The sequence below is a fragment of the Delftia sp. ZNC0008 genome, from assembly GCF_000799035.1.
In the GTDB taxonomy this organism is placed as follows: domain Bacteria; phylum Pseudomonadota; class Gammaproteobacteria; order Burkholderiales; family Burkholderiaceae_C; genus Comamonas; species Comamonas tsuruhatensis.
The window spans coordinates 1-21,690 of the sequence record NZ_JTKZ01000973.1 but is presented as its reverse complement, the minus strand read 5'-3'; the positions used below and the strand labels follow the sequence as shown (position 1 = coordinate 21,690).

Here is a 21,690-nt window from a genome sequence, read left to right as displayed (position 1 = left end):
GCCTGCGCGCTGCTGTGCGCCTCCGCTGCCCTGGCCCAGGGGCCGGGGCAGGCCGCCGCAGACGCGGCAAATGCCGCAAACGCCGGAGATGCCGACACGCAATTGCTGGCGCAGGCCGCGTCCGGGGCACGGACCCGTGCCCCGGCCCTCAAGGAGATGGTGATCAGCGCCTCGCGCGAGGTGCAGGACCCTGACACCCTGCCCATGAGCATCGACGTGATCGACGCCGGCCGCATGGAGCGCGAGCAGGCCAGCGACATCCGCGAGATGGTCAACCTGCTGCCCAATGTCGATGTGCCGCGCGCCCCGGCCCGCTTCTCGCTGGCGGCCTCGTCGGCCGGGCGTGACCAGAACAGCGGCTTCAACATCCGTGGCCTGGATGGCAACCGCGTGCTCATGCTGGTCGATGGCGTGCGCCTGCCGCGCAGCTACAGCTTCAGCGCCAACAGCTTCGGCCGCGACTACCTGGACCTGGGCCTGGTGCAGCGCGTGGAAATCCTGCGCGGCTCCACGCCTGCGCTGTATGGATCGGACGGCATGGGCGGCCTGGTCAACTTCGTGACCGTGCAGCCGGACGATCTGCTGGGCAGGGACAAGCGCATCGCCGGCCGCGTGGCTGCCGGCTATGACGGCTCGGACAACGGCCGCAAGCTGGGCGCCACCGTGGCGGGCCGAGTCAGCCCGGAATGGGCCTGGCTGCTGTCGGCGGGCCTGGGCCGCTCCCGTGCGCTGGAGAACATGGGCACGAACAACGTGACGGGCGCGGCGCGCACCACGCCCAATCCCGAGAAAGACCGCAGCGAATCGCTGATGGGTCGCCTGGTCTTCACGCCCAGCGCCGTGCAAAAGCATGTCTTCACCTTCGAGAACGTGGACAAGCGCGCCGACTACGCCCTGCTGTCCGCGCGCTCGGCCACCGTGGCCAATTCCGACTCGCGCACCGACATGAAGCGCTGGCGGGCCAGCTGGCAGGGCCAGTGGCAGCAGCTGGGCACGGCGCTGGCCGACGAACTGCAGCTGATGGCCAGCTACCAGAAGTCCGACGCGCGCGAATTCGTCACCGAGACGCGCATCGGCCTGCCCTACCGCGAGCGCGACGTGACCTATGACGAGGACGCGATCCAGCTGCACGCCCAGGCCAGCCGCCTGCTGCGCTGGAGTTCCTCGGCCAGCGGCAAGTTCACGTACGGGCTGGACTACCTCCGCAACAAGGTGGTCAACGTGCAAAACGGCATCACGCCGCCCGTGGGCGAGAGCTTCCCGCTCAAGCGCTTCCCTGACACCACCGAAAGCGCCACCGCCCTGTTCGCCCAGGCCGAACTGCACAACGGCCCCTGGAGCGTGACCCCGGGCCTGCGCGCCGAGCACTACAGCATCAAGCCCCGGCAGAACGGCTTTGTGCCCACCGTGGTCAGCAACTCGGACTCCGCGCTCTCGCCCAAGCTGGGCGTGATGCTGCAGGCCAGCCCGGTCTGGTCCGTCTATGGCAACTATGCGGCAGGTTTCCGGGCGCCCAACGCCGGGCAGATCAACGCCTTCTTCGAGAACCCGGTGGCGTTCTACCGCAACATTCCGAATCCCGACCTGCGGCCCGAAAAGAGCCAGACCTTCGAGCTGGGCCTGCGCGGGCGCATGGACAGGCTGCGCCTGGACGCCGCCGTGTTCACGGCGCGCTACAAGGACTTCATCGTCGACCAGCAACTGGTTGCGGGCCAGCCCGGCAACGCGGCCAACCCCGCCATCTACCAGTCCATCAACGTGGGCCGCGCCCGCATCAGCGGCTTCGAACTCAAGGCCGACTACGACTGGGGCCGCTGGGCCGGCGGCGACTGGCAGACGCGCCTGGCCTACGGCTACACCGACGGCAAGGACACGCAGTCCGACAAGCCGCTGGACACCATCTCGCCCCAGCAACTGGTGCTGGGCGTGCGCTACGAGCGCTCTGTCGTGGGCGTGCAGTTCAACGTCTCGCACTGGAGCGGCAAGAAGGCCGGCGACGTGTCCAACGGCAGCACGGCCTGGCTCAGCCCCTCGGCCACGGTGCTGGACCTGAGCGCGCAATGGCGCATCCGTCCCGACCTGCGCCTGAACGCCGGCATCTACAACCTGACCGACAGGAAGTACTGGCGCTGGTCCGATGTGCGCGGCCTGCTGGCCACCACGGCGATTGCCGACGCCTACAGCCAGCCGGGGCGCCATGCGCGCGTCTCGCTGATCAAGGATTTCTGAAGCCCGGCGCCTGAAGGCCAGGCGCCGCGACCCGTGTCCCTACGATGTTTTGCAACGCAAGGAGAGCCCCATGCACCGTACCGAGAGTGAAAGCCTTGCCCGTGACGAGGAATACCTGCTGGCCGAAGGCGAGGCCCAACTGGCCGCCACGCTGGCGCTGATGACCGGCTTCGGCCACGGTTGCTGCGAGGCCCACCGGCCCGCCATTGCCGGCAAGGTGGCCGATCAACTGCAGGGCCTGTCCGGCGACAGCAGCTTTTCGCCGGACATGCGGGCCTTGCTGCAACGCCTGCAGCGGCGCTGGCAGGCGGTCTCCGAGGCCAGCGCCGCGCAGCGCGCCCCCCGGGCCGAGGCGGCGGCCGAGACCCGCCATCCCTCCGTTGCCCACGCGCTCTGGCATGCCCCTTTGGAGACCCTGCAATGATCACCACCGCCGCCGCAGCCTGCGATGACCTGCTGATTCCCGTCAATGCGCCCGACGTGCGCCAGCGCTTTGCCCAGGCACGCCAGAGCGGCCTGCGTGCCAAGGAGGCCGCCGAATCCATGGGCCTGCCCGAAGGCGCCGCCATCGGCGCCCACGCGGGCCTGCATGACGGCGGCCTGCAGGTCGTGCCGCTGCGCGCGCAGTGGCTGCAGGTGCTGCGCGCGCTGCAGGACTGCGGCACCGTGATGGCGCTCACGCGCAATGAGTCCACGGTGCATGAGAAGACGGGCGTGTACCAGAAGCTCTCGGCCAGCGGCGGCGTGGGATTGGCGCTGGGCCGCGAGATCGACCTGCGCCTGTTCTTTGCCCAATGGCATGCCGGCTATGCCGTGACCGAGCAGCCCGCCCAGGCTGGAAGGCCGGCCACGCACAGCCTGCAGTTCTTCAATGCCCATGGCCGCGCCGTGCACAAGGTCCATGCGCGCGAGTCCACCGACATGGCAGCGTGGGATGCGCTGGTACGGCGCTTTGCCGAGCCCAGCGCGGGCTACCTGTTTCGCCATGCCCGGCCCAGAGCGCTGCCGCAGTCCGACAAGGTCATCGACGTGCACGGCCTGAGCGCCGCCTGGGATGCCCTTCAGGACACGCATGAATTCTTCGACCTGCTGCGCCGGTTCGGCGTGGAGCGCCAGCAAGCCTTCCGTCTGGTCCCCGGCCATTGCGCGCGGCTGGCACCCGAGTCCGTGGCCCAGTTGCTGGGCGATGCGGCGGTGGACGACCTGCCCATCATGGTCTTCGTGGACAGCGGCGGCTGCATCCAGATCCATACCGGCCCCGTGCACAACATCCAGCCCATGGGCACGCCCGGCGGCGCGCAATGGATCAATGTGCTGGACCCCGGCTTCAACCTGCATCTGCGCTGCGACATGATCGCCAGCGTCTGGGCCGTGCAAAAGCCCACGGCCGATGGCGTGGTCACCTCGGTCGAGGCCTTCGACGCGCAGGGCGATCTGATGGCCATGTTCTTTGGCGAGCGCAAACCGGGCCTGGCCGAACTGCCGGGATGGCGCGAGCTGGTGGCGGGCTTGCCGCGCTTGGCAGTGCAGACACTGGCCTGAGCGGCCCAGCCCCTGGAAAGAGCCGGCCGGGCCGCCTCAGAGATGCACGGTGGCGGCCACCAGCCTGCCCACCAGCGGACGCACCACCATCACGCAGACAAAGGCCACGGGCATGGCCAGCACATAGGTCTGCATCACGCGCCGCAGGTAGTCGGCGCCCAGGCCGCTGTTGGCGCCGACGATGGCGCAGCACATCAGAAACGCCATGATGGCCGACATGTAGAAGGCAAAGACGATGGGCGCGAAGCGGCGGTGCAGCTTGCGGCTGCGCGGTGCCGCAGGGGTTGCGGGAGCGATGGAGGCAGAGGTATCGGGCATGAAGGCGTATCCGGTCAGGCCGCTTGTCGATTCGGCGCGGCAAGTGCGCAACTGTAGGCAAGGCCCGGGCCGCCGTGTAGAGGGCTGCAGCTTGGTGTACTCGTAAGCTATATTGATGAATTGATTTTTCATCCATAGGTTTTTGTGCCTAATCTGCGCTCCATCGAGACCTTCGTCAAAGCCCTGGAAGGCGGCTCCATCGCCTCGGCCGCGCGCCAGCTGGGTATTTCTCCGGCGGCGGCCAGCCAGAACATCGCCCGGCTGGAGCGCGAACTGGGCACGCGCCTGATCACGCGCACCACGCGCTCCATGGCGTTGACCGAAGCCGGCGAGCGCTATCTGGCACGTGTGGGCCCTGTGCTGCAGGAGCTGGAAAAAGCGCAGTCCGACCTGTCGCAGCTGCATGGCGAACTGCAGGGCCGGCTGCGCATCGCCTGCATGGCCGCCTTTGGCCGCCATGTGCTGGCGCCGCTGCTGCCGGCCTTTGCCGCGCGGCATCCCCGGCTGGAGCTGGAGTTGCTGGTGGTGGACCGGCAGGTGGATGTGCTCAAGGAAGACGTGGACATCAGCGTGCGCTACCGCGATGTGCTGGAGCCCGGCATGGCCGTGCGCCAGCTGGCGGCCGTGCCGCGCGTGCTGTGCGCCTCGCCGGCCTACCTGCAGGCCCACGGCAGGCCGCAGACCGCGCAGGACCTGCTCGACCATGACTGCCTGCTGTACCGGCGCGAGGCCGATGGCCGCTTCATGCGCTGGCCGTTTTCACGCGACGGCAAGCGCGTGGACCCGCAGCTGCGCGTGACCGCCATCGCCAGCGATGTCGATGCACTCACCGAAATGGCCGTGGCCGGTGGCGGCATCGTCTGGATCGGCAGCTTCATCGCCCACCGGTACATGCGCGAAGGGCTGCTGCAACCGCTGGCCCTGGGCCCTGCGCGCAAGGGGCAGCTGCACTTCGATGACACCACGCTGGATTTCTTCGCCTGCTTTCGCGACCGCCAGTACGTGCCGACCAAGGTGCGTGCCCTGGTGGACTATCTGGTCGAGACGCTGCCGCAGCAGCCCATGCTGCGCTGGAACGCCTCGGCCTGAGACCGGGTTCAGTGCCCCAGGTGCTGGGGCAGGACTTCCTGCAGGATCGTGGTGGCGATTTCCTCGATGGACTTGGTGGTGCTGGACAGCCACTGGATGCCGCTGCGGCGCATCATGGACTCGGCCTCGGCCACCTCGTAGCGGCAGTTGGCAAGGCTGGCGTACTTGGAGTCGGGCCGGCGCTCGTTGCGGATGCTGGACAGGCGCTGGGGGTCGATGGTCAGGCCGAACAGCTTCTTGCGGTAGGGCACCAGGGCGGGCGGCAGCTGCTTGCGCTCGAAATCCTCGGGAATCAGCGGGTAGTTGGCCACCTTGAGACCGAACTGCATGGCCAGGTACAGGCTGGTGGGCGTCTTGCCGCTGCGCGAGACGCCGACCAGGATCACGTCGGCGCCCGTCAGGTCCTGGTGGGTCTGGCCGTCGTCATGGGCCAGCGTGTAGTTGATGGCCTCCATGCGCTCCAGGTATTCCTTGCTTTCGCTGATGTCGGCGAAGCGGCCCACGCGGTGCAGCGACTTCTGGCCCAGCTCCAGCTCCAGCGGCCGCACGAAGGTGCCGAACATGTCGAATACCTTGCCCTTGCATTGGCTCTCGATCAGGTCGAGCATGTCCTGGTTGACCAGGGTGGTGAAGACGATGGGCTTGTGGCTTTCCGACTCGGCCACATGGTTGATCTGCCGCACGGCCTGGTGGACCTTGTCCATGGTGTCCACGAAGGGGATGCGGACCAGGCGCGACTTGGTGTCGAACTGGGCCATGATGGCCGTGCCAAAGGTCTCGGCTGTAATGCCAGTGCCATCGGAGATGACGAAGATGGTGTGGGTGTGCATGGTGGTCGGGCTCTGGACAGGGGGCTGCCGTCGGTTCACGGCAAACGCCTACAATGGCGCCCATTATTCCCAATTTCCCATCCATGCTCGCTGCCGGCCTCCAACCAGAACAGCAAAGCCTCGCGCACGCCTGCGTGGGTGGATCGACCGTGCCCGGCTTTGGCAGCCGGGGCGGCGCACTACGGTTTTCAACTTCTGGAGCTTTCCCATGTCTCAACTGTTCGAGGCCACCGCCCTCGTCGTTCCGTTTGAACAACTGAGGATGACCGATGTCGAGTCCGTAGGCGGCAAGAACGCCTCGCTCGGCGAAATGATCTCGCAGCTGCCGCAGGGCGTGCGCGTGCCCACGGGCTTTGCCACCACGGCCCATGCCTTCCGCCAGTTCCTGGCCCACGACGGCCTGGCCGACAAGATCAGTGCCAAGCTGGCCGCCCTCGACGTGGAGGATGTCCGCGCCCTGGCCCAGGTCGGTGCCGAGATCCGTGCCCTGGTCGAGAACCAGCCCTTCCCGGCCGATCTGGAGCAGGCCATCCGCGAGGAATTCGTGCGCCTGCAGGGCGGCAACGAGGCAGCCTCGTTCGCCGTGCGCTCCTCGGCCACGGCCGAAGACCTGCCCGACGCCTCGTTCGCGGGCCAGCAGGAAACCTTCCTGAACGTGGTGGGCATCGAGTCGGTGCTGCACAAGATGAAGGAAGTGTTCGCCTCGCTGTACAACGACCGCGCCATCTCCTACCGCGTGCACAAGGGCTTTGCCCACGACGTGGTGGCCCTGTCGGCCGGCGTGCAGCGCATGGTGCGTTCCGACCTGGGCGCGGCCGGCGTGATGTTCACCATCGACACCGAATCGGGCTTCGAGGACGTGGTCTTCATCACCTCCAGCTACGGCCTGGGCGAGACCGTGGTGCAGGGCGCCGTCAATCCTGACGAGTTCTATGTGCACAAGCCCATGCTCAAGGCCGGCAAGAAGGCCCTGATCCGCCGCAACCTGGGCTCCAAGCTGATCCAGATGGTCTTTGCCTCGCCCGAGGAAAAGGCCGCCAGCGGCAAGCTTGTCAAGACCACCGACGTGGCCCATGAGCTGCGCAACCGCTACTCGCTGTCCGACGAGGACGTGCAGCAGCTGGCCCACTATGCCCTGGTCATCGAGCAGCACTATGGCCGCCCCATGGACATCGAGTGGGGCAAGGACGGCACGGACGGCCAGCTCTACATCCTGCAGGCCCGTCCCGAGACCGTGAAGAGCCAGGCCAAGGGCCAGGCCGAGCAGCGCTATGCCCTCAAGGGCACGGGCAATGTGCTGGCCGAAGGCCGCGCCATCGGCCAGAAGATCGGCACGGGCCCGGTGCGCCTGGTCAATGACATCGCCAACATGGACCAGGTCCAGCCCGGCGACGTGCTGGTGACCGACATGACCGATCCCAACTGGGAGCCGGTGATGAAGCGCGCCTCGGCCATCGTCACCAACCGTGGCGGCCGCACCTGCCACGCGGCCATCATTGCGCGCGAGCTGGGCATTCCGGCCGTGGTCGGCTGCGGCAACGCCACCGATCTGCTCAAGGACGGCACCCTGGTCACCGTCAGCTGCGCCGAAGGCGATACCGGCAAGATCTATGACGGCCTGATCGAGACCGAGGTCACCGAGGTGCAGCGCGGCGAGATGCCCGCCATCAAGACCAAGATCATGATGAACGTGGGCAACCCCCAGCTGGCCTTCGACTTCGCCCAGCTGCCCAACGAGGGCGTGGGCCTGGCCCGCCTGGAGTTCATCATCAACAACAACATCGGCGTGCACCCCAAGGCCATCCTGGACTATCCCGCCGTGGATGCCGACCTCAAGAAGGCCGTGGAGTCCGTGGCCCGTGGCCATGCCTCGCCGCGCGCCTTCTACGTGGACAAGGTCGCCGAAGGCGTGGCGACGATTGCCGCCGCCTTCTGGCCCAAGCCCGTGATCGTGCGCATGTCGGACTTCAAGTCCAACGAGTACCGCAAGCTCATCGGCGGCAGCCGCTACGAGCCCGAGGAAGAGAACCCCATGCTGGGCTTCCGTGGCGCGGCGCGCTACATCTCCGAGGACTTCGGCGAGGCCTTCCGCATGGAGTGCGAGGCACTGCGCCGCGTGCGCGAGGACATGGGCCTGACCAACGTGCAGATCATGATTCCCTTCGTGCGCACGCTCAAGCAGGCCGAGCGCGTCACCCAGCTGCTGGCGGCCAACGGCCTCAAGCGCGGCGACAACGAACTCAAGCTCATCATGATGTGCGAGGTGCCCTCCAACGCCATCCTGGCGGACGAGTTCCTCGAGTTCTTCGACGGCTTCTCCATCGGCTCCAACGACCTGACCCAGCTCACGCTGGGCCTGGACCGCGACTCCGGCCTGGAGCTGTTGGCCGCCGACTTCGACGAGCGCGACCCCGCCGTGCGCAAGATGCTGTCGCGCGCCATCAAGGCCTGCCTGGACCAGGGCAAGTACGTGGGCATCTGCGGCCAGGGCCCATCCGACCACCCTGACTTCGCCCAATGGCTGGCTGACGAAGGCATTGCCTCCATCTCGCTGAATCCCGACAGCGTGGTCGCCACCTGGCAGCGCCTGGCGCAGTAAGGGCTGGCAGCGTCGCCATGCATACGCCGGACGCGCACTTGCATGACGACGCAGTCGGGGGACCGTCCGAAGGCGAGACCTTCGCCCCCGACCTGCACGACATCCACCATCTGTGGCTCAAGGCCGTGCTGCTCGCGGTCTGGGTCGCCGTCTCCTTCGGTGCCTGCTACTACGCACGCGACCTGCAGGCGCTGGTCCCCGACTGGCCGCTGGCCTACTGGTTCGCGGCCCAGGGGGCAGTCCTGATGTTCCTGGCCATCGTCATCGTCTATTGTCTGTCCATGGACCATTTCGAGCGCCGCGAGGCCCGGGCCGCTGCCCCGTCTGAACCCGCCGCCCCGCAACCGCCCGCCCCGCCGTCGCCTCCCGGCCATGGCTGAGCGCTCGCTGCTGACGGCCGCCTCCCGCTGGCGGCTGCACCGCATCGTGGCCCTGTACACGCTGGGCGTGCTCGGCTTTCTGGCCCTCATGTTCTGGGCCGAGCAGCAAGGCCTGTCGCGCCACTGGATAGGCCCCATCTTCCTGTTCTTCACCGTCATGGTCTACGCGGCCATCGGCGTGTACCTGCGCACCAGCGATCCCGAGGAGTACTACGTCGCGGGCCGGCGCATCCCGCCCTTCTACAACGGCATGGCGGCAGCGGCGGACTGGGTCAGCGCGGCGTCCTTCATCAGCCTGTCGGGGGCGCTGTACCTGCAGGGCTTTGCCGGCGTGCCGGGGCAGGCCGGCGGACTGGCCTACCTGCTGGGCTGGACGGGCGGCTTTTGCCTGGTCGCCATGCTGATCGCGCCGCACCTGCGGGCGATGAAGCTCTACACCATTCCCGACTTCTTCCAGCAGCGCTACGGCGGGCGCTGGCCGCGCGTGATCGCGGCGCTGGCTGCCGTGACCTGCTCGTTCACCTACGTGGTGGCCCAGATCTACGGCGTGGGGCTCATTGCCTCGCGGCTGACGGGCGTGCAGTTCGAGATCGGCATCATGCTGGGCTTGGGCGGTGTGCTGCTGTGCTCCTTCCTGGGCGGCATGCGTGCCATCACCTGGACCCAGGTCGCGCAGTACGTGGTCATCCTGCTGGCCTTTCTGATCCCCGTGTCCTGGCTGGCCTACCGGCAGATGGGCAATCCCGTGGCGCCGCTGGCCTATACGGCCCAGCTCGGCCAGATCGCGGAGATGGAGCAGCGCCTGCTGGACTCGCCGGCCGAACAGGAAGTGGTCGCCGCCTACCGCCTGCGCGCCGAGGTGCTGGAGGACAAGCTCAAGGACGTGCCGCGCGTGCTGGCCGCCGAGCGCCAGCAGCTTTCCGAGCGCATACGCGATCTGCGCACGCGCAGCGGCGACATTGGCGCCATCATGGCGGCCAGCCGCGAACTGGCCGCCATGCCGCGCGACGAAGCGACTGCGCGCGCCCTGTGGACACGCCAGCTGCAGGAGATGCGCGAGCGCGAGAAGCCGCTGGGCGGCATTCCGCTGCACAGCCTGCCCTTTGCCGGCAACCCCGATGGATCGGCCGAGGAACGTCAGGTCTACGAGGACAGCCGGCGCAACTTCCTGGCGCTGATGTTCTGTCTCATGGCCGGCACGGCAGGCCTGCCGCATTTGCTCACGCGCTACTACACGGCGCCCTCGGTGTCGGGGGCGCGGGCCTCGGTGGGCTGGACGCTGTTCTTCATCGGCGTGCTGTACATGAGCGCGCCGGCCCTGGCCGTGCTGGTCAAGTTCGAGGTCATGAACAACCTGGTGGGCATACGCTTCGACGAATTGCCCACCTGGATGGCGCAGTGGGCCCGGGTCGATGCCTCGCTGCTGGCCGTGGAAGACGTCAATGGCGACGGTGTCCTGCAGTTCGGCGAGATCCGCATGGGCGCCGACCTCATCATGCTGGCCACGCCCGAGCTGGGTGGCATGCCCTACGTGGTCTCGGGCCTGGTCGCGGCGGGCGGCCTGGCCGCCGCGCTGTCCACGGCCGATGGCCTGCTGCTGACCATCAGCAATGCGCTGGTGCGCGACTTGTACTTTCGCGCGCGGCGGCGCCGCGCCTCGCCCGAGCAGCGCGTGATCCTGTCCAAGTTCGCGCTGCTGGTGGTGGCGCTGTCGGCCGCCTTCGTGGCCTCGCGCCGTTCCTCGGACATCCTGCCCATGGTCACGGCCTCGTTCTCGCTGGCGGCATCGGCCTTTGTTCCGGCCATGGTGCTGGGCATCTTCTGGCGCGGCACCACGCGTCGCGGGGCGGTGGCCGGCATGCTGGCCGGCCTGGGCATCACCGTCTACTACATGGTCTCGCACGTGCCCGCGCTGCAGCCTGTGTTGCCCGAGGCGCTTCATGCCCGCCTGTGGTGGGGCATACAGCCGATTTCCTCGGGTGTCTTCGGCGTGCCGGCGGGCCTGCTGGTGACCTGGCTGGTCAGCTGCCTGGACCCGCGCCGGCGCGCTGCGGCGCGCTCCGTGCCAGGGCGCGTGGCCTGACGCGGCATGGGCTCCATGGGCCGACGACATTGCCAACGAAATTGCCAACGAAATTGCCAATTTTTGTCTTGATGGCAGATCTGGATCAGTCCCGGCCCAACTGAAGCCCGCGCGTGCTGGAAAACCCGCTTTTGGGAGCCGGAGGCTCATGACACGCTGCGAGCCGTGTCCGATCCGATCCCCTGCAGAGAATTGCGTCCGCCATGCATCTTGTGAAAACGTCCGCCGGCCAACAGGCATTCAAGGAACGCCATGCCGATCTCTCTCCCCGGCTGCGCTCGGCCTTTTTGCTGTTTGACGGCCAACGCAGCGTGGCGCAAGTGCTGCAGGCCGTTGCCGGCATGGGCGTGACCCAGGACGAAATCCTGGCGCTGGTGGAGCGCGAATGGCTGGCGCCCCGCGATGCAGCCGAACCCCGGCTGGGCGTGGTGGCCGTTGCGGCGCCTGCCGTCACTGCTGCCGCCGCATCGCCGGCCCAGCCTGCCGGCGATGCGTCTGCGCCATCCGAGCCTTCGCTGGCCGTGCGCTACCGCAACGCCTATCCGCTGGCGGTGGCCATCACGGCCAATATGGGGCTCAAGGGATTCCGGCTCAACCTGGCCGTCGAGGCGGCCATGGGCTACGACCAGCTCGTGGCGCTGGCCCCGCGCCTGCGCGAGGCTGCCAGTCCCGCCAGCTATGTGCCGCTGCACGAGGCGCTGTTCGGCAAAGCCCCCTGAGCGAGAAGCCGCCCCCACGCTGTCCTTGCCGCGCAAGGTCCGATGCTCCTGGGGGCTCTTGGGACGGTCCGCAAATGAAAAAAGGCAAGGCGCCTTCGCGCCTTGCCCTTGCGTGGGCCAGCGGGTGCAGGCTCAGACGGCCAGCAGCTCCACATCGAACTTCAGCGTGGCGTTGGGCGGGATCACGCCGCCAGCGCCGCGTGCGCCGTAGCCCAGTTCGGCCGGGATGATCAGGGTGCGCTGGCCGCCCACCTTCATGCCTTGCACGCCTTCGTCCCAGCCCTTGATCACCATGCCGCCGCCCAGGGGGAAGACGAAGGGATCGTTGCGGTCCTTGCTGGAGTCGAACTTCGCGCCTTGCACGCCGTTGTTGTAGAGCCAGCCCGTGTAGTGCACGGTCACGCTGCGGCCGCGCTGGGCCTCGGCGCCGTCACCCACGACGGTGTCTTCATACTGCAGGCCGGATGCGGTGGTGGTGAAAGCCATGGTGGTATTCCTTGAGAGAGAAACGGTGGGGGAAAAAGACTGTCCGGCGGCAAGAGGGCGAAGGGCCTGGCCGCAAGAATCACTTCTTGGCGCGCGCGGCCACCCAGCGGTTGGCGAATGCCTGCACATCGGACAGGCGCTTGAGCAGGTCCTGGCCGGCCAGCGTCACGGTATAGCCGTCGGAGCCATGCTCCAGCAGCCCGCATTCGCGCAGTTCCTTGATGCGGGTGTTCAGCGTGTTGGGCGTGATGCCGCCCACGCTGTCTTGCAGCAGTCGAAAGGTCTGAGGATGGCCGTCACGCAAAGCCCACAGCACGCGCAACGCGTAGCGGCATTCGAGTTTCTCGAACAGCTGGTTGATGGCGGCGTTTTCCTTGGAGCTCATGACGCTTCTCCTTGCGCAATGGTGTGTGTGAGCCGGCGGGGGCATCCGGGTGGGACGCGCGCCGAGCCAAGTCCCGGGGAACTATAGCTCTGGATCCATTCTGCTACAAGTTTGGTAGCTCAAAACCCACAGCGGCAATGCGCTTCGCTAGAGGAATACGCGAATCTCCGAACCAGTGTTGCAGGCCCGCCACGCAACCTGCCCGCTGGACTTCGGTTTCTCAGCTCTTGAGTTTGAGCAGATAGGTCATGACGCTGGCCGTGGTGTGCTCCAGCTCCAGAAAGCCGCTGAAATCGCGGCCTGCCTGCCACGAAGGCTCCCAGCGGTTCTGCCGCAGGGCGCGCTGCCAGCTTTCGTGCTGGGTCGCCTGCTCCACGGCGCCCAGCAGGGCCTGGGCGCGTGCGGCGCTGACCTGCTTGCCCGTGAAGACGGCGCGCCAGTTGGCCATGTCGGCATCCAGTCCCTGTTCGCGGAACGAAGGCAGGCCGAACAGGCTGCGGCGCGAAGACACGCCAATGGCGCGCAGCCTGCCGCTGGCCAGGGCTTCGCTGAACTCGCTGTAGCCGGACACACCCATGCGCGCATCGCCCTTGAGCAAGGCCTCCACCACCTGGGCGCCGCCCGGAAAGGGCTTGTAGACCAGTTGCTCGGGCACCGCCTTGGCGGCGCGCGTGAGCAGGCCGGCAAACATGTGGTCCACGCCGCCGGCCGAGCCGCCCGCAAACGACTGGTGGGCCAGATCGCTGCGCAGCGCGGCGACCAGGTCCTTGGCATTGCGGATGGGGGAGTCGGCAGGCACGGCCACTACCAGATAGTCGCTGGTCAGGCGGGCAATCGGCTGCACGTGCGACATGTTCACGGCCGGCTTTTGCAGCGCCACGGCACCGACCATGACCATGCCGCCGATCAGCAGCGCATCGGGGTCCTGGCCATGGCGTTCGACAAACTGTGCCAGGCCGATGGTGCCGCCCTTGCCGCCCAGGTTTTCATACTCCACGCGATCTGCCGCGCCGCATGCCACCAGGGCCGCGCCCAGTGCGCGGCCGGTCTGGTCCCAGCCGCCCCCGGCATTGGCCGGAATGACGATGCGCAGGCTGGTCGCCACGCGCTGGGCGCTGCCGGCCGCCCGTGTCGCATGGGCTGCAGGTGCTGCCGCTGGCGGTGCGGCATGGGCCAGAGGAGAGCACAGCATGGCCAGGGCAGCGCCCTGGGCCAGCATCTGGCGGCGGTTCTGGCGCATTCCATCGGCGGTATGGGCGGCGGTATGGGAGGCGTTGGCGGCGGTTTGCGAAAAGCTCGGAAGGCGCATGCAGTCTCCAATCGGGTTCGCGCGCCATTGTGGGCGCAAATGAATCAGAAAAGCAGATTATGTAAGCATGTGCGTCAGCTGCTTGACACAACACAGTACAGCGCAGTCCGGCCCGCGCGGCTCTGGGGTCCCAAGGCCGGTGCGGTCCCTCGGAGCTCAGAAGTCGTAACGCATGCTCACGTTGACGCTGCGCGGCGCACCCCAGGTGTAGTACAGGCCCTGGGCATTGAAGTTGGTCACGCCCGAGAAATAGTGCTTGTCGAACAGGTTGTTGACGTTGGCCGCGATGCTGAGATGGCGGTTGATCTGGTAGCGCGCCATCAGGTCCATCACCCAGTAGGCGTCCTGGCGCAGCGTGGCGGCGCCGCGGCTGGTGGAGATGGCGCTCTGCCAGCGCGCGGCGCCGCCCACGGTCAGGCCGGACAGCGCGCCCTGCGCGAAGCGGTAGGTGGTGCCCAGCTTGAACTGGTGGCGCGGGCTGGTGGCGGCGTTGTCCAGATTGCTGTTGATGGTCACGTAGCTGCCCTGGGCCTGCCAGCCCTTGGCCAGCTCGCCGGACAGTTCCAGTTCGAAGCCGCGCCTGCGCGCGCCCTGGACCGCGCGGTAGGCCGTTTCGCCATTGGGCATGAGCCCGTCTTCCACGGCCGTGTTGTCGGTGCGCATCCAGAAATGGGCGACGCTGGCGTTCAACCGCTTGTCGAAGAATTCGCCCTTGGCGCCGATCTCGTAGGTCAGGCCTTCCTCGGGCGGCAGGGTGCGTTCCTGCAGATCCTTGGCGCTTTGCGCCTTGAAGATGCTGGCGTAGCTGCCATACAGCGAGATGTTCGGGCTGACGTCATACACCAGGCCCGCATAGGGCGTGACCACGCCGTGCTCGCGCATGTTGTAGTTGTACCAGCTGATGTCGGTCACATCCTTCTGGTCGTAGTTGGTCACGCGCAGGCCGGCGATCAGCTTCAGCGGATCGGCCAGATTGAGGCGTGCCGCGCTGTAGAGATAGCTGCGCTTGTTGCTGAACAGGTCGTTGGAATAGGGGATGTTGTCCGCTGGCGCCGGGATGGCTGCGCCGCCCTGGCTGAAGTCCACCTGCGGCAGGTCCAGGCCGGGGCGCGCGCCGCGCAGCAGCGTGGTGCGGTTGCGTGCGGCGCCCGCGCCCACCAGCAACTCATGCTGGCGGCCGAACAGCGTGAACGGGCCCTGCACGTCGATGCTGATGTTCTGGTTGCGGGACTCGATGTCCTTGTAGGCCGCGAACTGGGCGGAGCTGGGCAGGGCGTAGCGCAGCAGGCCGATCTGCATGTCGGGCGTCTTCACCTCTTCATGCGACATCTGCAGCTTGGCCTTCCAGCCGCTGGCAAAGCGGTGCTCCAAGCGCGCGAAGCTGTTGAGCGACTCCTGCTCGTAGCCCGACCAGGGCGCTGCGATGTTCAGCGAGCGCGGCATCCAGCCGACGAACTGGCCGGTGCCCGTGTAGCCCTGGATGGGCGTGGTGCCGCCCGAGCCGCGCAGCTCGCGCTGGCGGTAGGTGATGCCGGCGCTCAGCAGGGTGTCGGGGGTGAGGTCGTATTCCAGCGTGCCGTACAGCATGGAGCTGTTGCTGTGCTGGTGGTCGCGGAAGCTGTCGCCGCTCTTGCGCGAGGCCACCAGGCGGCCGCGCAGGCTGCCTTCCTGGTTCAGCGGACCGGCAATGTCGGCATCGGCACGGTAGGTGCCCCAGGTGCCCGCGCTGGCCATTGCGCTGGCCTGGAAGTCGCGCGCGGGGCGCTTGCGGATCAGGTTGACCGTGGCTCCGTAGGCACCGTCGCCATTGATCAGGCCCGACGAGCCCTTGAGCACTTCAACGCGGTCGATCTCGGCCAGATCGTCCAGCGAGTACATGATGTGCGTGTTCCAGCCCCAGCCATTGGTGAGCTGGCGGCTGCCATCGGTCTGCAGGTTGACGCTGGAGCCGCGCACGTTGAAGGTGGTCATCTCGCTTTGGCGGACCACGGCCACGCCGGGCGTCTGCTCCAGCACGTCGGCCAGCGTCTCCAGCTTGAAGTCGTCCATGCGCTGGCGCGTCATCACGCTCACCGACTGCGGCGTCTCGCGCAGCGACAGGCCCAGGCCCGTGGCCGTGCTGCTGGGTCCGGTCGCGGTGTAGGCGCCCGTGCCTTCCGTGGCGCTGCCGACCTCGGCCTTGGCGGTGACGTGCACCTCGCCCAGCGTGGTGGCGCCCACGGCTGAGGCGGCAGGCGCTGTCGAGGACGCAGGCGATGCCTGCGAGCGTCGCAGCGTATAGCCGCCGTTGCCCGAGGTCGCGGCCGCCAGGCCCGAGCCCGCCAGCAGGCGGGTCAGCGCCTCGGCCGGCGCATGGCTGCCCTGCACGCCCGGGCTTTGCAGATCGCGCACCAGCTCGGGCGTATAGGCCAGCAGCACTCCCGAGGCCTTGGCGAAGCGCGTGAGCGCGGCCTCCAGCGGTCCTGCCGGAATGTCGTAGGCCTGGGCGCGCTCGGTACCTGTCTGGGCCTGGGCCTGGCCCTGGGCATTCGCGGGCAAGGGCAGGGCGGACAGGCTGGCCAGTGCGGCGGCCAGGGCCAGGGTCAATGCGGACAGGTGGAACACGGGCGCAGGCTGCGCGGGGCGGAGGACGCGTGCCGCCGCGGTAGCGAGGCGGCGCTGGTGATGGAGGTCGGACATGTTGGTGCGGTCTTTGGATCAGGGAGGAAACATGGCGCCGCAAAGCGCCTCTCCCCTGCTTGTCACGCGAGATGGGAAAAGGTACAGACCGATGTCACCGGGCCGGGTTGTCCCGCCGCCTTCTCTTCATGCCGGACCTATGCGCACCCAGTAGCGCACCGGCACATGGATGCGCACGGGCAGCACCTGTACCAGGGACTGCAGGATGCGGTCCGTATCGGCGAGCGGGAAGACGCCCGACAGGCGCAACCCGGCCACCTCGGGTGCCAGCGTGATCAGCCCGGGTCGGTAGCGGCGCAGTTCGTCGATGAAGCGGTCCAGGCGCATGTCCGAGGCCACGAGCACGCCTTCGTCCCAGCCCGGCCCCTCGCCGGCCGCGCCGGCCGGCAGGGCCTGCGTGGCACTGAGCCTTGCGGCTTCGCCGCTGTCGACACGCAGCAACTCGCCCGTGCGGCTGCGGGCCTCGACCGCACCCTCGAAAACGGCCACGCGCGTATCCGCAGTCTCCATGTCATGGCGCACCGTGAAACGCGTGCCCAGGGCGCGCAGCCTGCCCGCGGGCGTGTCCACCACAAAGGGGCGCGCGGGCTGGGCCGTGTCATGGGCGGTGGTGACCATCAGCTCGCCGCGCAACAGCAGCACGCGGCGCAGCTGGTCGTCGAAGGCAAGGTCCACGGACGTCTCGGTGTTGAGCAGCAGCTGCGTGCCATCGGGCAACTGCAGGGAGCGCCGCTCGCCCTTGGCGGTGCTGACATCGGCATTCCAGGCCTGCCAGGGCAGGCGCTCATGCGCAGTCCATGCCGCAGCACCTGCGCCGGCCAGGCCAGCGACGCTGGCCAGCAGGCGGCGGCGTGACTGGGAGGTCTTGAGGCTGCGCGCCAGCGTGGCCGTGGCAAGGGGGCCATTGAGGGGACCGCTGTCCGGGCGTGTGTCAGGCAGCCTGAGCCGCGCATTCGTGGCCTCGATGCGCTGCCAGGCCCGCTCATGCAGCGGATGGGCCGCGCGCCAGTCCAGCCATTGTGCGCGTTGTTCCTCTGTGCACTCGCCTGACCACAGCTGCACGAGCCAGTCCACGGCGCTGTGGACCACGTCAGGCGGCAGCGCGGGGTCGGCACTATGGGTGGAGCCATCGGCGCCATGGACGCGCCCGGCAGCGCAGCGCTGTGTCATGCCGCATGTTCCGGGAAGTAGCAATGCCGGATGGCGCGCGCCATGTACTGCTTGACCGAGCTGACCGAGACCTGCAGCAGCAACGCGATCTCGGCATAGGCCATGCCGTCCAACTGGGCGTGCAAAAAGGCCGCGCGTACCTTGGGCGGCAGGCCGTCGAGCAGGCGGTCCAGCTCGCACAGCGTCTCCAGCACGATGGCCCGTTCCTCGGGCGAGGGCGCCAGCGGCTCGGGCTGCAGCGCCAGCGTGTCCAGATAGGCACGTTCAATTTCTCGGCGGCGCAGGTGGTTGGCCATCACGCGCTTGGCCACCGTGGTGAGGAAGGCGCGGGGCTCCCGGATCTCGGACAGTTCGGTGCGGGACTCCATCACGCGCACGTAGGTGTCCTGTGCGAAATCTGCCGCATCGCCTGCATGGCCCAGCCGGCGCTGCAGCCAGGTGCGCAGCCAGCCATGGTGCTGCTGGTAGAGATGGGCAAGGGCCTGGTGGGGAGTCACGGCGGGACAGGACACGAAGGGCGAAGAGAGGGGATGCAAGTGATAAGCATTCTTATTTTACTTTGAGTGATGCTGGCACCGCCTTGGCGTGGCGCACGATTAAGCCGGTAAAGCTTGTGTAAATGCGATCAATTCTTATTTGTGGGCGGTAGAATCCCCGGGCCTTTCCTTTCCTGGGCTCCCGTGCCCGCCATCCGTGATGGTTGACGCCGCGTGGCGCTGCCGCCTTTTTCTGTTGCGATGACATCCCCCAAACCGGACCCTCGGCGCCGTTCCTACTGGCTCAAGACACTGCACGAGTGGCACTGGGTCAGCTCCGCGCTGTGCCTGATCGGCATGCTGCTGTTCGCCGTCACGGGGTTCACGCTCAACCATGCGGGGCAGATCGAGTCCAAGCCGCGCATCGTGCGGGGCGAGGCGGCATTGCCCGATGCGCTGCGCGTGCAGTTGGTCCAGCAGCAGGCCAGCCAGCCGCGCGACCGGGCGCCCGTGCCTGCGCCGTTTGCGGACTGGGTGCGCGGCCAGTGGGGCCTTGAGGCCGAGGGCCGCGAGGCCGAATGGACGGCCGACGAACTCTATGTCTCCCTGCCACGCCCCGGCGGCGATGCCTGGGTGCGCGTTGCCCTGGCCGATGGCGAGGCCGAATACGAGCGCACCGACCGGGGCTGGATCGCCTATCTGAACGACCTGCACAAGGGCCGCAACACGGGCGCCGCCTGGAGCTGGTTCATCGACATCTTTGCCGCAGCCTGCCTGGTGTTCACCGTCACGGGCCTGTTCATCCTGAAGATGCATGCAGGCAACCGCCCCTTCACCTGGCCCATGGTCGGCATGGGGCTGGTGATTCCCATGCTGCTGGCCCTCCTGTTGATCCACTGAGAACCGAAAGAGCCTTGCCAATGAATCCGCACTTCTCTCTGCGCTACACCATGGCGCTTGGCGCCTGCCTGGGCGCGGTCCCGGTCTTTGCCGCCGGCCTGAACGTGGGCGTGGAAATTCCGCGCCTGGATGTCGCCGAATACCACCGCCCCTACGTGGCCGTGTGGATCGAGCGCGCCGACGCCTCGGTGGCCTCCACGCTGTCGGTCTGGTACGACGTGAAGATGCGCAATGCCGAAGGCACGAAGTGGCTCAAGGACATGCGCCAGTGGTGGCGCCGCACGGGCCGTGACCTGACCCTGCCGATCGATGGCGTGACCAGCCCCACGCGTCCCGTGGGCAAGCACCAGCTGAGCTTCACCGAAGGCTCCAATCCCTTCGCCAAGCTGCCGCCCGGTGAATACAAGCTCGTGGTCGAGGCCGCGCGCGAAGTCGGCGGCCGCGAAGTGGTCACCGTGCCCTTCAAGTGGCCCGCGGCCAAGGCCGAGCAACTGAGCGCCAAGGGCAGCAGCGAGCTGGGCGAGATCAGCGTCGAGCTCAAGCCTTGAAATTGAAAGCCGCCCAGGCGCTGTGCGCCTTCCCCCTCACGAGGGGGACGACGCCATCGCTGCACGTGCCAGACCCATCCACGAACCAAGGAGATTTTTCATGAAGTCCAAGACCCGCTTTGCCGTCCGTCTGGCTGCCAGCCTCGCCATTGCCTGCGGCGCCTTCCAGGCCGCGCAGGCCCACAACCTGTGGCTGCTGCCCTCGACCACGGTGCTGTCCAAGGCCGAATGGATCACGGTGGATGCCGCCGTCTCCAACGACCTGTTCTTCTTCAACCACGTGCCGCTGGGCCTGGACAACCTCGTTGTCTCGGCACCCGACGGCTCGGCCGTCGCGCCGCAGAATGCCCATCGCGGCAAGCTGCGCAGCGTGTTCGACCTGGACCTGCAGCAAAGCGGCACCTACCGCCTGGCCATCGTCAACGACGGCCTGTTCGCCTCCTGGAAGGACAAGGCCACGGGCCAGAACCGCCGCTGGCGCGGCTCGCCCGAGAAGTTCGCCGCCGATGTGCCCGCCGACGCGCAGGACCTGAAGGTGACCCAGTCCGTGGGCCGCATCGAGACCTTCGTGACCGTGGGCAAGCCCAGCGCCGTCAAGCCTTCGGGCAAGGGCCTGGAGCTGGTGCCCGTGACCCATCCCAACGACCTGGTCAAGGGCGAGAAGGCCACCTTCGCCTTCCATGTGGACGGCAAGCCTGCCGCCAACCTGGAAGTCGTGCTGGTGCCCGGCGCCACGCGCTACCGCGACAACAAGGGCGAGATCAAGGCCACGACCGACGCCAAGGGCGAGTTCAGCGTGACCTGGCCCACCGCCGGCATGTACTGGGTGGATGCCGACGCGCAGGACAGCAAGACCTCGCTGCCCCAGGCCAAGGAGCGCCGCCTGTCCTACGTGGGCACGTTCGAGGTGCTGCCCTGAGCCTTGCGTCCCCACCCGGGGCTCCGTCTGCGCCCACGCCCGTGCGCGTGAGCTTCGCGCCCGCCCTGTTGCAGGGCAGCGCAGGCCGGGGCCTTGCCGCGCCTGTGTCCACAGGCGCGGCGTCCTTTGCCGTCTCCGGCTACGCGCCGCAGGCGGTGCGGCGGGCAGACCCCGCCGCGCTGCAAACACTCACCGGCGAGGCCATGGGCACGACCTGGAGCGTACGCCTGCACAACCCGGATTTCCGCCCGCTCGATGAGGCGCGCCAGGCCATAGAGGCTGCGCTGGCCCTGGTCGTGCGCCAGATGAGCAACTGGGAAGCCGGCTCCGACATCTCGCGCTTCAACCGCGCCGAGCCCGGCAGCTGGCATGCACTGCCGCCCGAATTCTTCATCGTGCTGGCCTGTGCACTCGATTGGGCACAGGCCAGCGGCGGCGCCTGGGACCCCACCGTGGGGCCGCTGGTCGAGCTGTGGGGCTTCGGCCCGCGTGCGGAAAAGGCGCAGGGCGCTGGCATCCCCGATGCCGATGCACTGCGGCGGGTGCGCGAGCGCGTGGGCTACCAGCGCATCGTGCTGGACCTGGAGGGCCGGCGCGCGCTGCAGCCCGGCGCCGTGCATGTGGACTTCAGCGGCATTGCCAAAGGCTATTCGGTGGACCTGGTCACCGAGCGCCTGCAGGCGCTGGGCCATACCGATTTCCTCGTCGAGGTGGGCGGCGAGCTGCGGGCCTGCGGTCAGCGCCCTGGCAACCAGCCCTGGCGCGTGGCCGTGGCCAGCATGGCGGACCAGTCCACGCCGCTGGCGCTGCCGTTGCGCGACATGGCCATCGCCACCTCGGGCGACCACTGGCATGCCTTCGAGCAGGGCGGGCGCCGCTACTCCCACACCATCGATCCGCGCAGCGGCGAGCCCGTGGCGCACGGCCTGACCAGCGTCACCGTGCTGCATGCCGAATGCATGCAGGCCGACGCCCTGGCCACCGTGCTCACCGTGCTGGGGCCGCGTGCGGGCCTGGACTTTGCCGAGC

Annotated in this window: 20 protein-coding genes; 12 read left to right on the top strand and 8 right to left on the bottom strand. The window is 67.9% G+C overall.

Going from position 1 to position 21,690, the window contains the following annotated elements; all coding sequences use genetic code 11:
- From L995_RS31290 to L995_RS31280, 3 genes are all read left to right on the top strand, one after another.
- The coding region (locus L995_RS31290) for a TonB-dependent hemoglobin/transferrin/lactoferrin family receptor (RefSeq protein ID WP_442855608.1) at positions 1-2,229 on the top strand (2,229 nt) is incomplete at its 5' end.
- A 70-nt stretch (positions 2,230-2,299) separates the two neighbouring features.
- Positions 2,300-2,653 (top strand): hypothetical protein, encoded by a 354-nt coding sequence (locus L995_RS31285; RefSeq protein WP_016447606.1) that lies wholly within the window; start codon positions 2,300-2,302, stop codon positions 2,651-2,653.
- Positions 2,650-3,771, top strand: coding sequence for a hemin-degrading factor (locus L995_RS31280; protein ID WP_047475400.1), 1,122 nt, complete (start codon positions 2,650-2,652; stop codon positions 3,769-3,771). Before L995_RS31285 ends, L995_RS31280 begins: the two co-directional genes overlap by 4 nt.
- A 36-nt stretch (positions 3,772-3,807) precedes the next feature.
- Here the strand turns inward: L995_RS31280 and L995_RS31275 are convergent, their stop codons facing one another.
- A complete protein-coding gene (locus L995_RS31275; protein ID WP_016447604.1) occupies positions 3,808-4,089 on the bottom strand; it encodes a DUF2798 domain-containing protein in 282 nt (93 codons plus the stop codon).
- A 144-nt stretch (positions 4,090-4,233) separates the two neighbouring features.
- Here L995_RS31275 and L995_RS31270 point away from each other — a divergent pair, with 144 nt between their 5' ends.
- Complete coding sequence (locus L995_RS31270) at positions 4,234-5,178, top strand: LysR family transcriptional regulator (protein WP_047475398.1); 945 nt, start codon at positions 4,234-4,236, stop codon at positions 5,176-5,178.
- An 8-nt stretch (positions 5,179-5,186) separates the two neighbouring features.
- On the opposite strand, the gene ppsR is transcribed toward L995_RS31270, so the two are convergent.
- Positions 5,187-6,008: a posphoenolpyruvate synthetase regulatory kinase/phosphorylase PpsR gene (ppsR, locus tag L995_RS31265; protein ID WP_016447602.1), complete on the bottom strand. Its 822-nt coding sequence runs from the start codon at positions 6,006-6,008 to the stop codon at positions 5,187-5,189.
- Between the two features lie 208 nt (positions 6,009-6,216).
- Here ppsR and ppsA point away from each other — a divergent pair, with 208 nt between their 5' ends.
- The 4 genes from ppsA to L995_RS31245 all read left to right on the top strand — a co-directional run bounded on the left by ppsA (position 6,217) and on the right by L995_RS31245 (position 11,789).
- Positions 6,217-8,607, top strand: coding sequence for a phosphoenolpyruvate synthase (gene ppsA, locus L995_RS31260; protein ID WP_016447601.1), 2,391 nt, complete (start codon positions 6,217-6,219; stop codon positions 8,605-8,607).
- Positions 8,608-8,624: 17 nt separating this feature from the next.
- Positions 8,625-8,987, top strand: coding sequence for a DUF4212 domain-containing protein (locus L995_RS31255; RefSeq protein ID WP_016447600.1), 363 nt, complete (start codon positions 8,625-8,627; stop codon positions 8,985-8,987).
- A complete protein-coding gene (locus tag L995_RS31250) occupies positions 8,980-11,070 on the top strand; it encodes a VC_2705 family sodium/solute symporter (RefSeq protein ID WP_016447599.1) in 2,091 nt (696 codons plus the stop codon). The genes L995_RS31255 and L995_RS31250 overlap by 8 nt, the downstream gene beginning before the upstream one ends.
- Positions 11,071-11,273: 203 nt before the next feature.
- Entirely contained in the window at positions 11,274-11,789 is a 516-nt protein-coding gene (locus L995_RS31245; RefSeq protein WP_016451268.1) for a hypothetical protein, read from the top strand.
- A gap of 132 nt (positions 11,790-11,921) precedes the next feature.
- On the opposite strand, the gene L995_RS31240 is transcribed toward L995_RS31245, so the two are convergent.
- From L995_RS31240 to L995_RS31215, 6 genes are all read right to left on the bottom strand, one after another.
- The gene (locus L995_RS31240) at positions 11,922-12,275 is read right to left on the bottom strand and encodes an FKBP-type peptidyl-prolyl cis-trans isomerase (protein ID WP_012206859.1); all 354 of its coding nucleotides are present in this window, start codon (positions 12,273-12,275) and stop codon (positions 11,922-11,924) included.
- A 79-nt stretch (positions 12,276-12,354) separates the two neighbouring features.
- Positions 12,355-12,660 carry a winged helix-turn-helix transcriptional regulator gene (locus L995_RS31235; protein WP_012206858.1) on the bottom strand — a complete coding sequence of 102 codons (306 nt, stop codon included), beginning with the start codon at positions 12,658-12,660 and terminating at the stop codon, positions 12,355-12,357.
- Between the two features lie 220 nt (positions 12,661-12,880).
- A complete protein-coding gene (locus L995_RS31230; RefSeq protein WP_047475396.1) occupies positions 12,881-13,969 on the bottom strand; it encodes a Bug family tripartite tricarboxylate transporter substrate binding protein in 1,089 nt (362 codons plus the stop codon).
- Positions 13,970-14,125: 156 nt separating this feature from the next.
- Complete coding sequence (locus tag L995_RS31225; protein ID WP_047475394.1) at positions 14,126-16,648, bottom strand: TonB-dependent siderophore receptor; 2,523 nt, start codon at positions 16,646-16,648, stop codon at positions 14,126-14,128.
- Between the two features lie 126 nt (positions 16,649-16,774).
- Complete coding sequence (locus tag L995_RS31220) at positions 16,775-17,818, bottom strand: FecR domain-containing protein (RefSeq protein WP_052195904.1); 1,044 nt, start codon at positions 17,816-17,818, stop codon at positions 16,775-16,777.
- Positions 17,815-18,315 carry a sigma-70 family RNA polymerase sigma factor gene (locus L995_RS31215; RefSeq protein WP_230355034.1) on the bottom strand — a complete coding sequence of 167 codons (501 nt, stop codon included), beginning with the start codon at positions 18,313-18,315 and terminating at the stop codon, positions 17,815-17,817. Before L995_RS31215 ends, L995_RS31220 begins: the two co-directional genes overlap by 4 nt.
- A gap of 240 nt (positions 18,316-18,555) precedes the next feature.
- Here L995_RS31215 and L995_RS31210 point away from each other — a divergent pair, with 240 nt between their 5' ends.
- From L995_RS31210 to L995_RS31195, 4 genes are all read left to right on the top strand, one after another.
- On the top strand, positions 18,556-19,194 hold the full coding sequence (locus tag L995_RS31210) for a PepSY-associated TM helix domain-containing protein (protein WP_013801140.1): 639 nt from the start codon (positions 18,556-18,558) through the stop codon (positions 19,192-19,194).
- A gap of 20 nt (positions 19,195-19,214) precedes the next feature.
- Positions 19,215-19,742 carry a DUF2271 domain-containing protein gene (locus L995_RS31205; protein WP_013801141.1) on the top strand — a complete coding sequence of 176 codons (528 nt, stop codon included), beginning with the start codon at positions 19,215-19,217 and terminating at the stop codon, positions 19,740-19,742.
- 100 nt (positions 19,743-19,842) lie between these two features.
- The gene (locus L995_RS31200; protein ID WP_012206854.1) at positions 19,843-20,661 is read left to right on the top strand and encodes a DUF4198 domain-containing protein; all 819 of its coding nucleotides are present in this window, start codon (positions 19,843-19,845) and stop codon (positions 20,659-20,661) included.
- Between the two features lie 41 nt (positions 20,662-20,702).
- Positions 20,703-21,690: FAD:protein FMN transferase (locus L995_RS31195; protein WP_047475393.1), on the top strand; the 988-nt coding region annotated here is incomplete at its 3' end.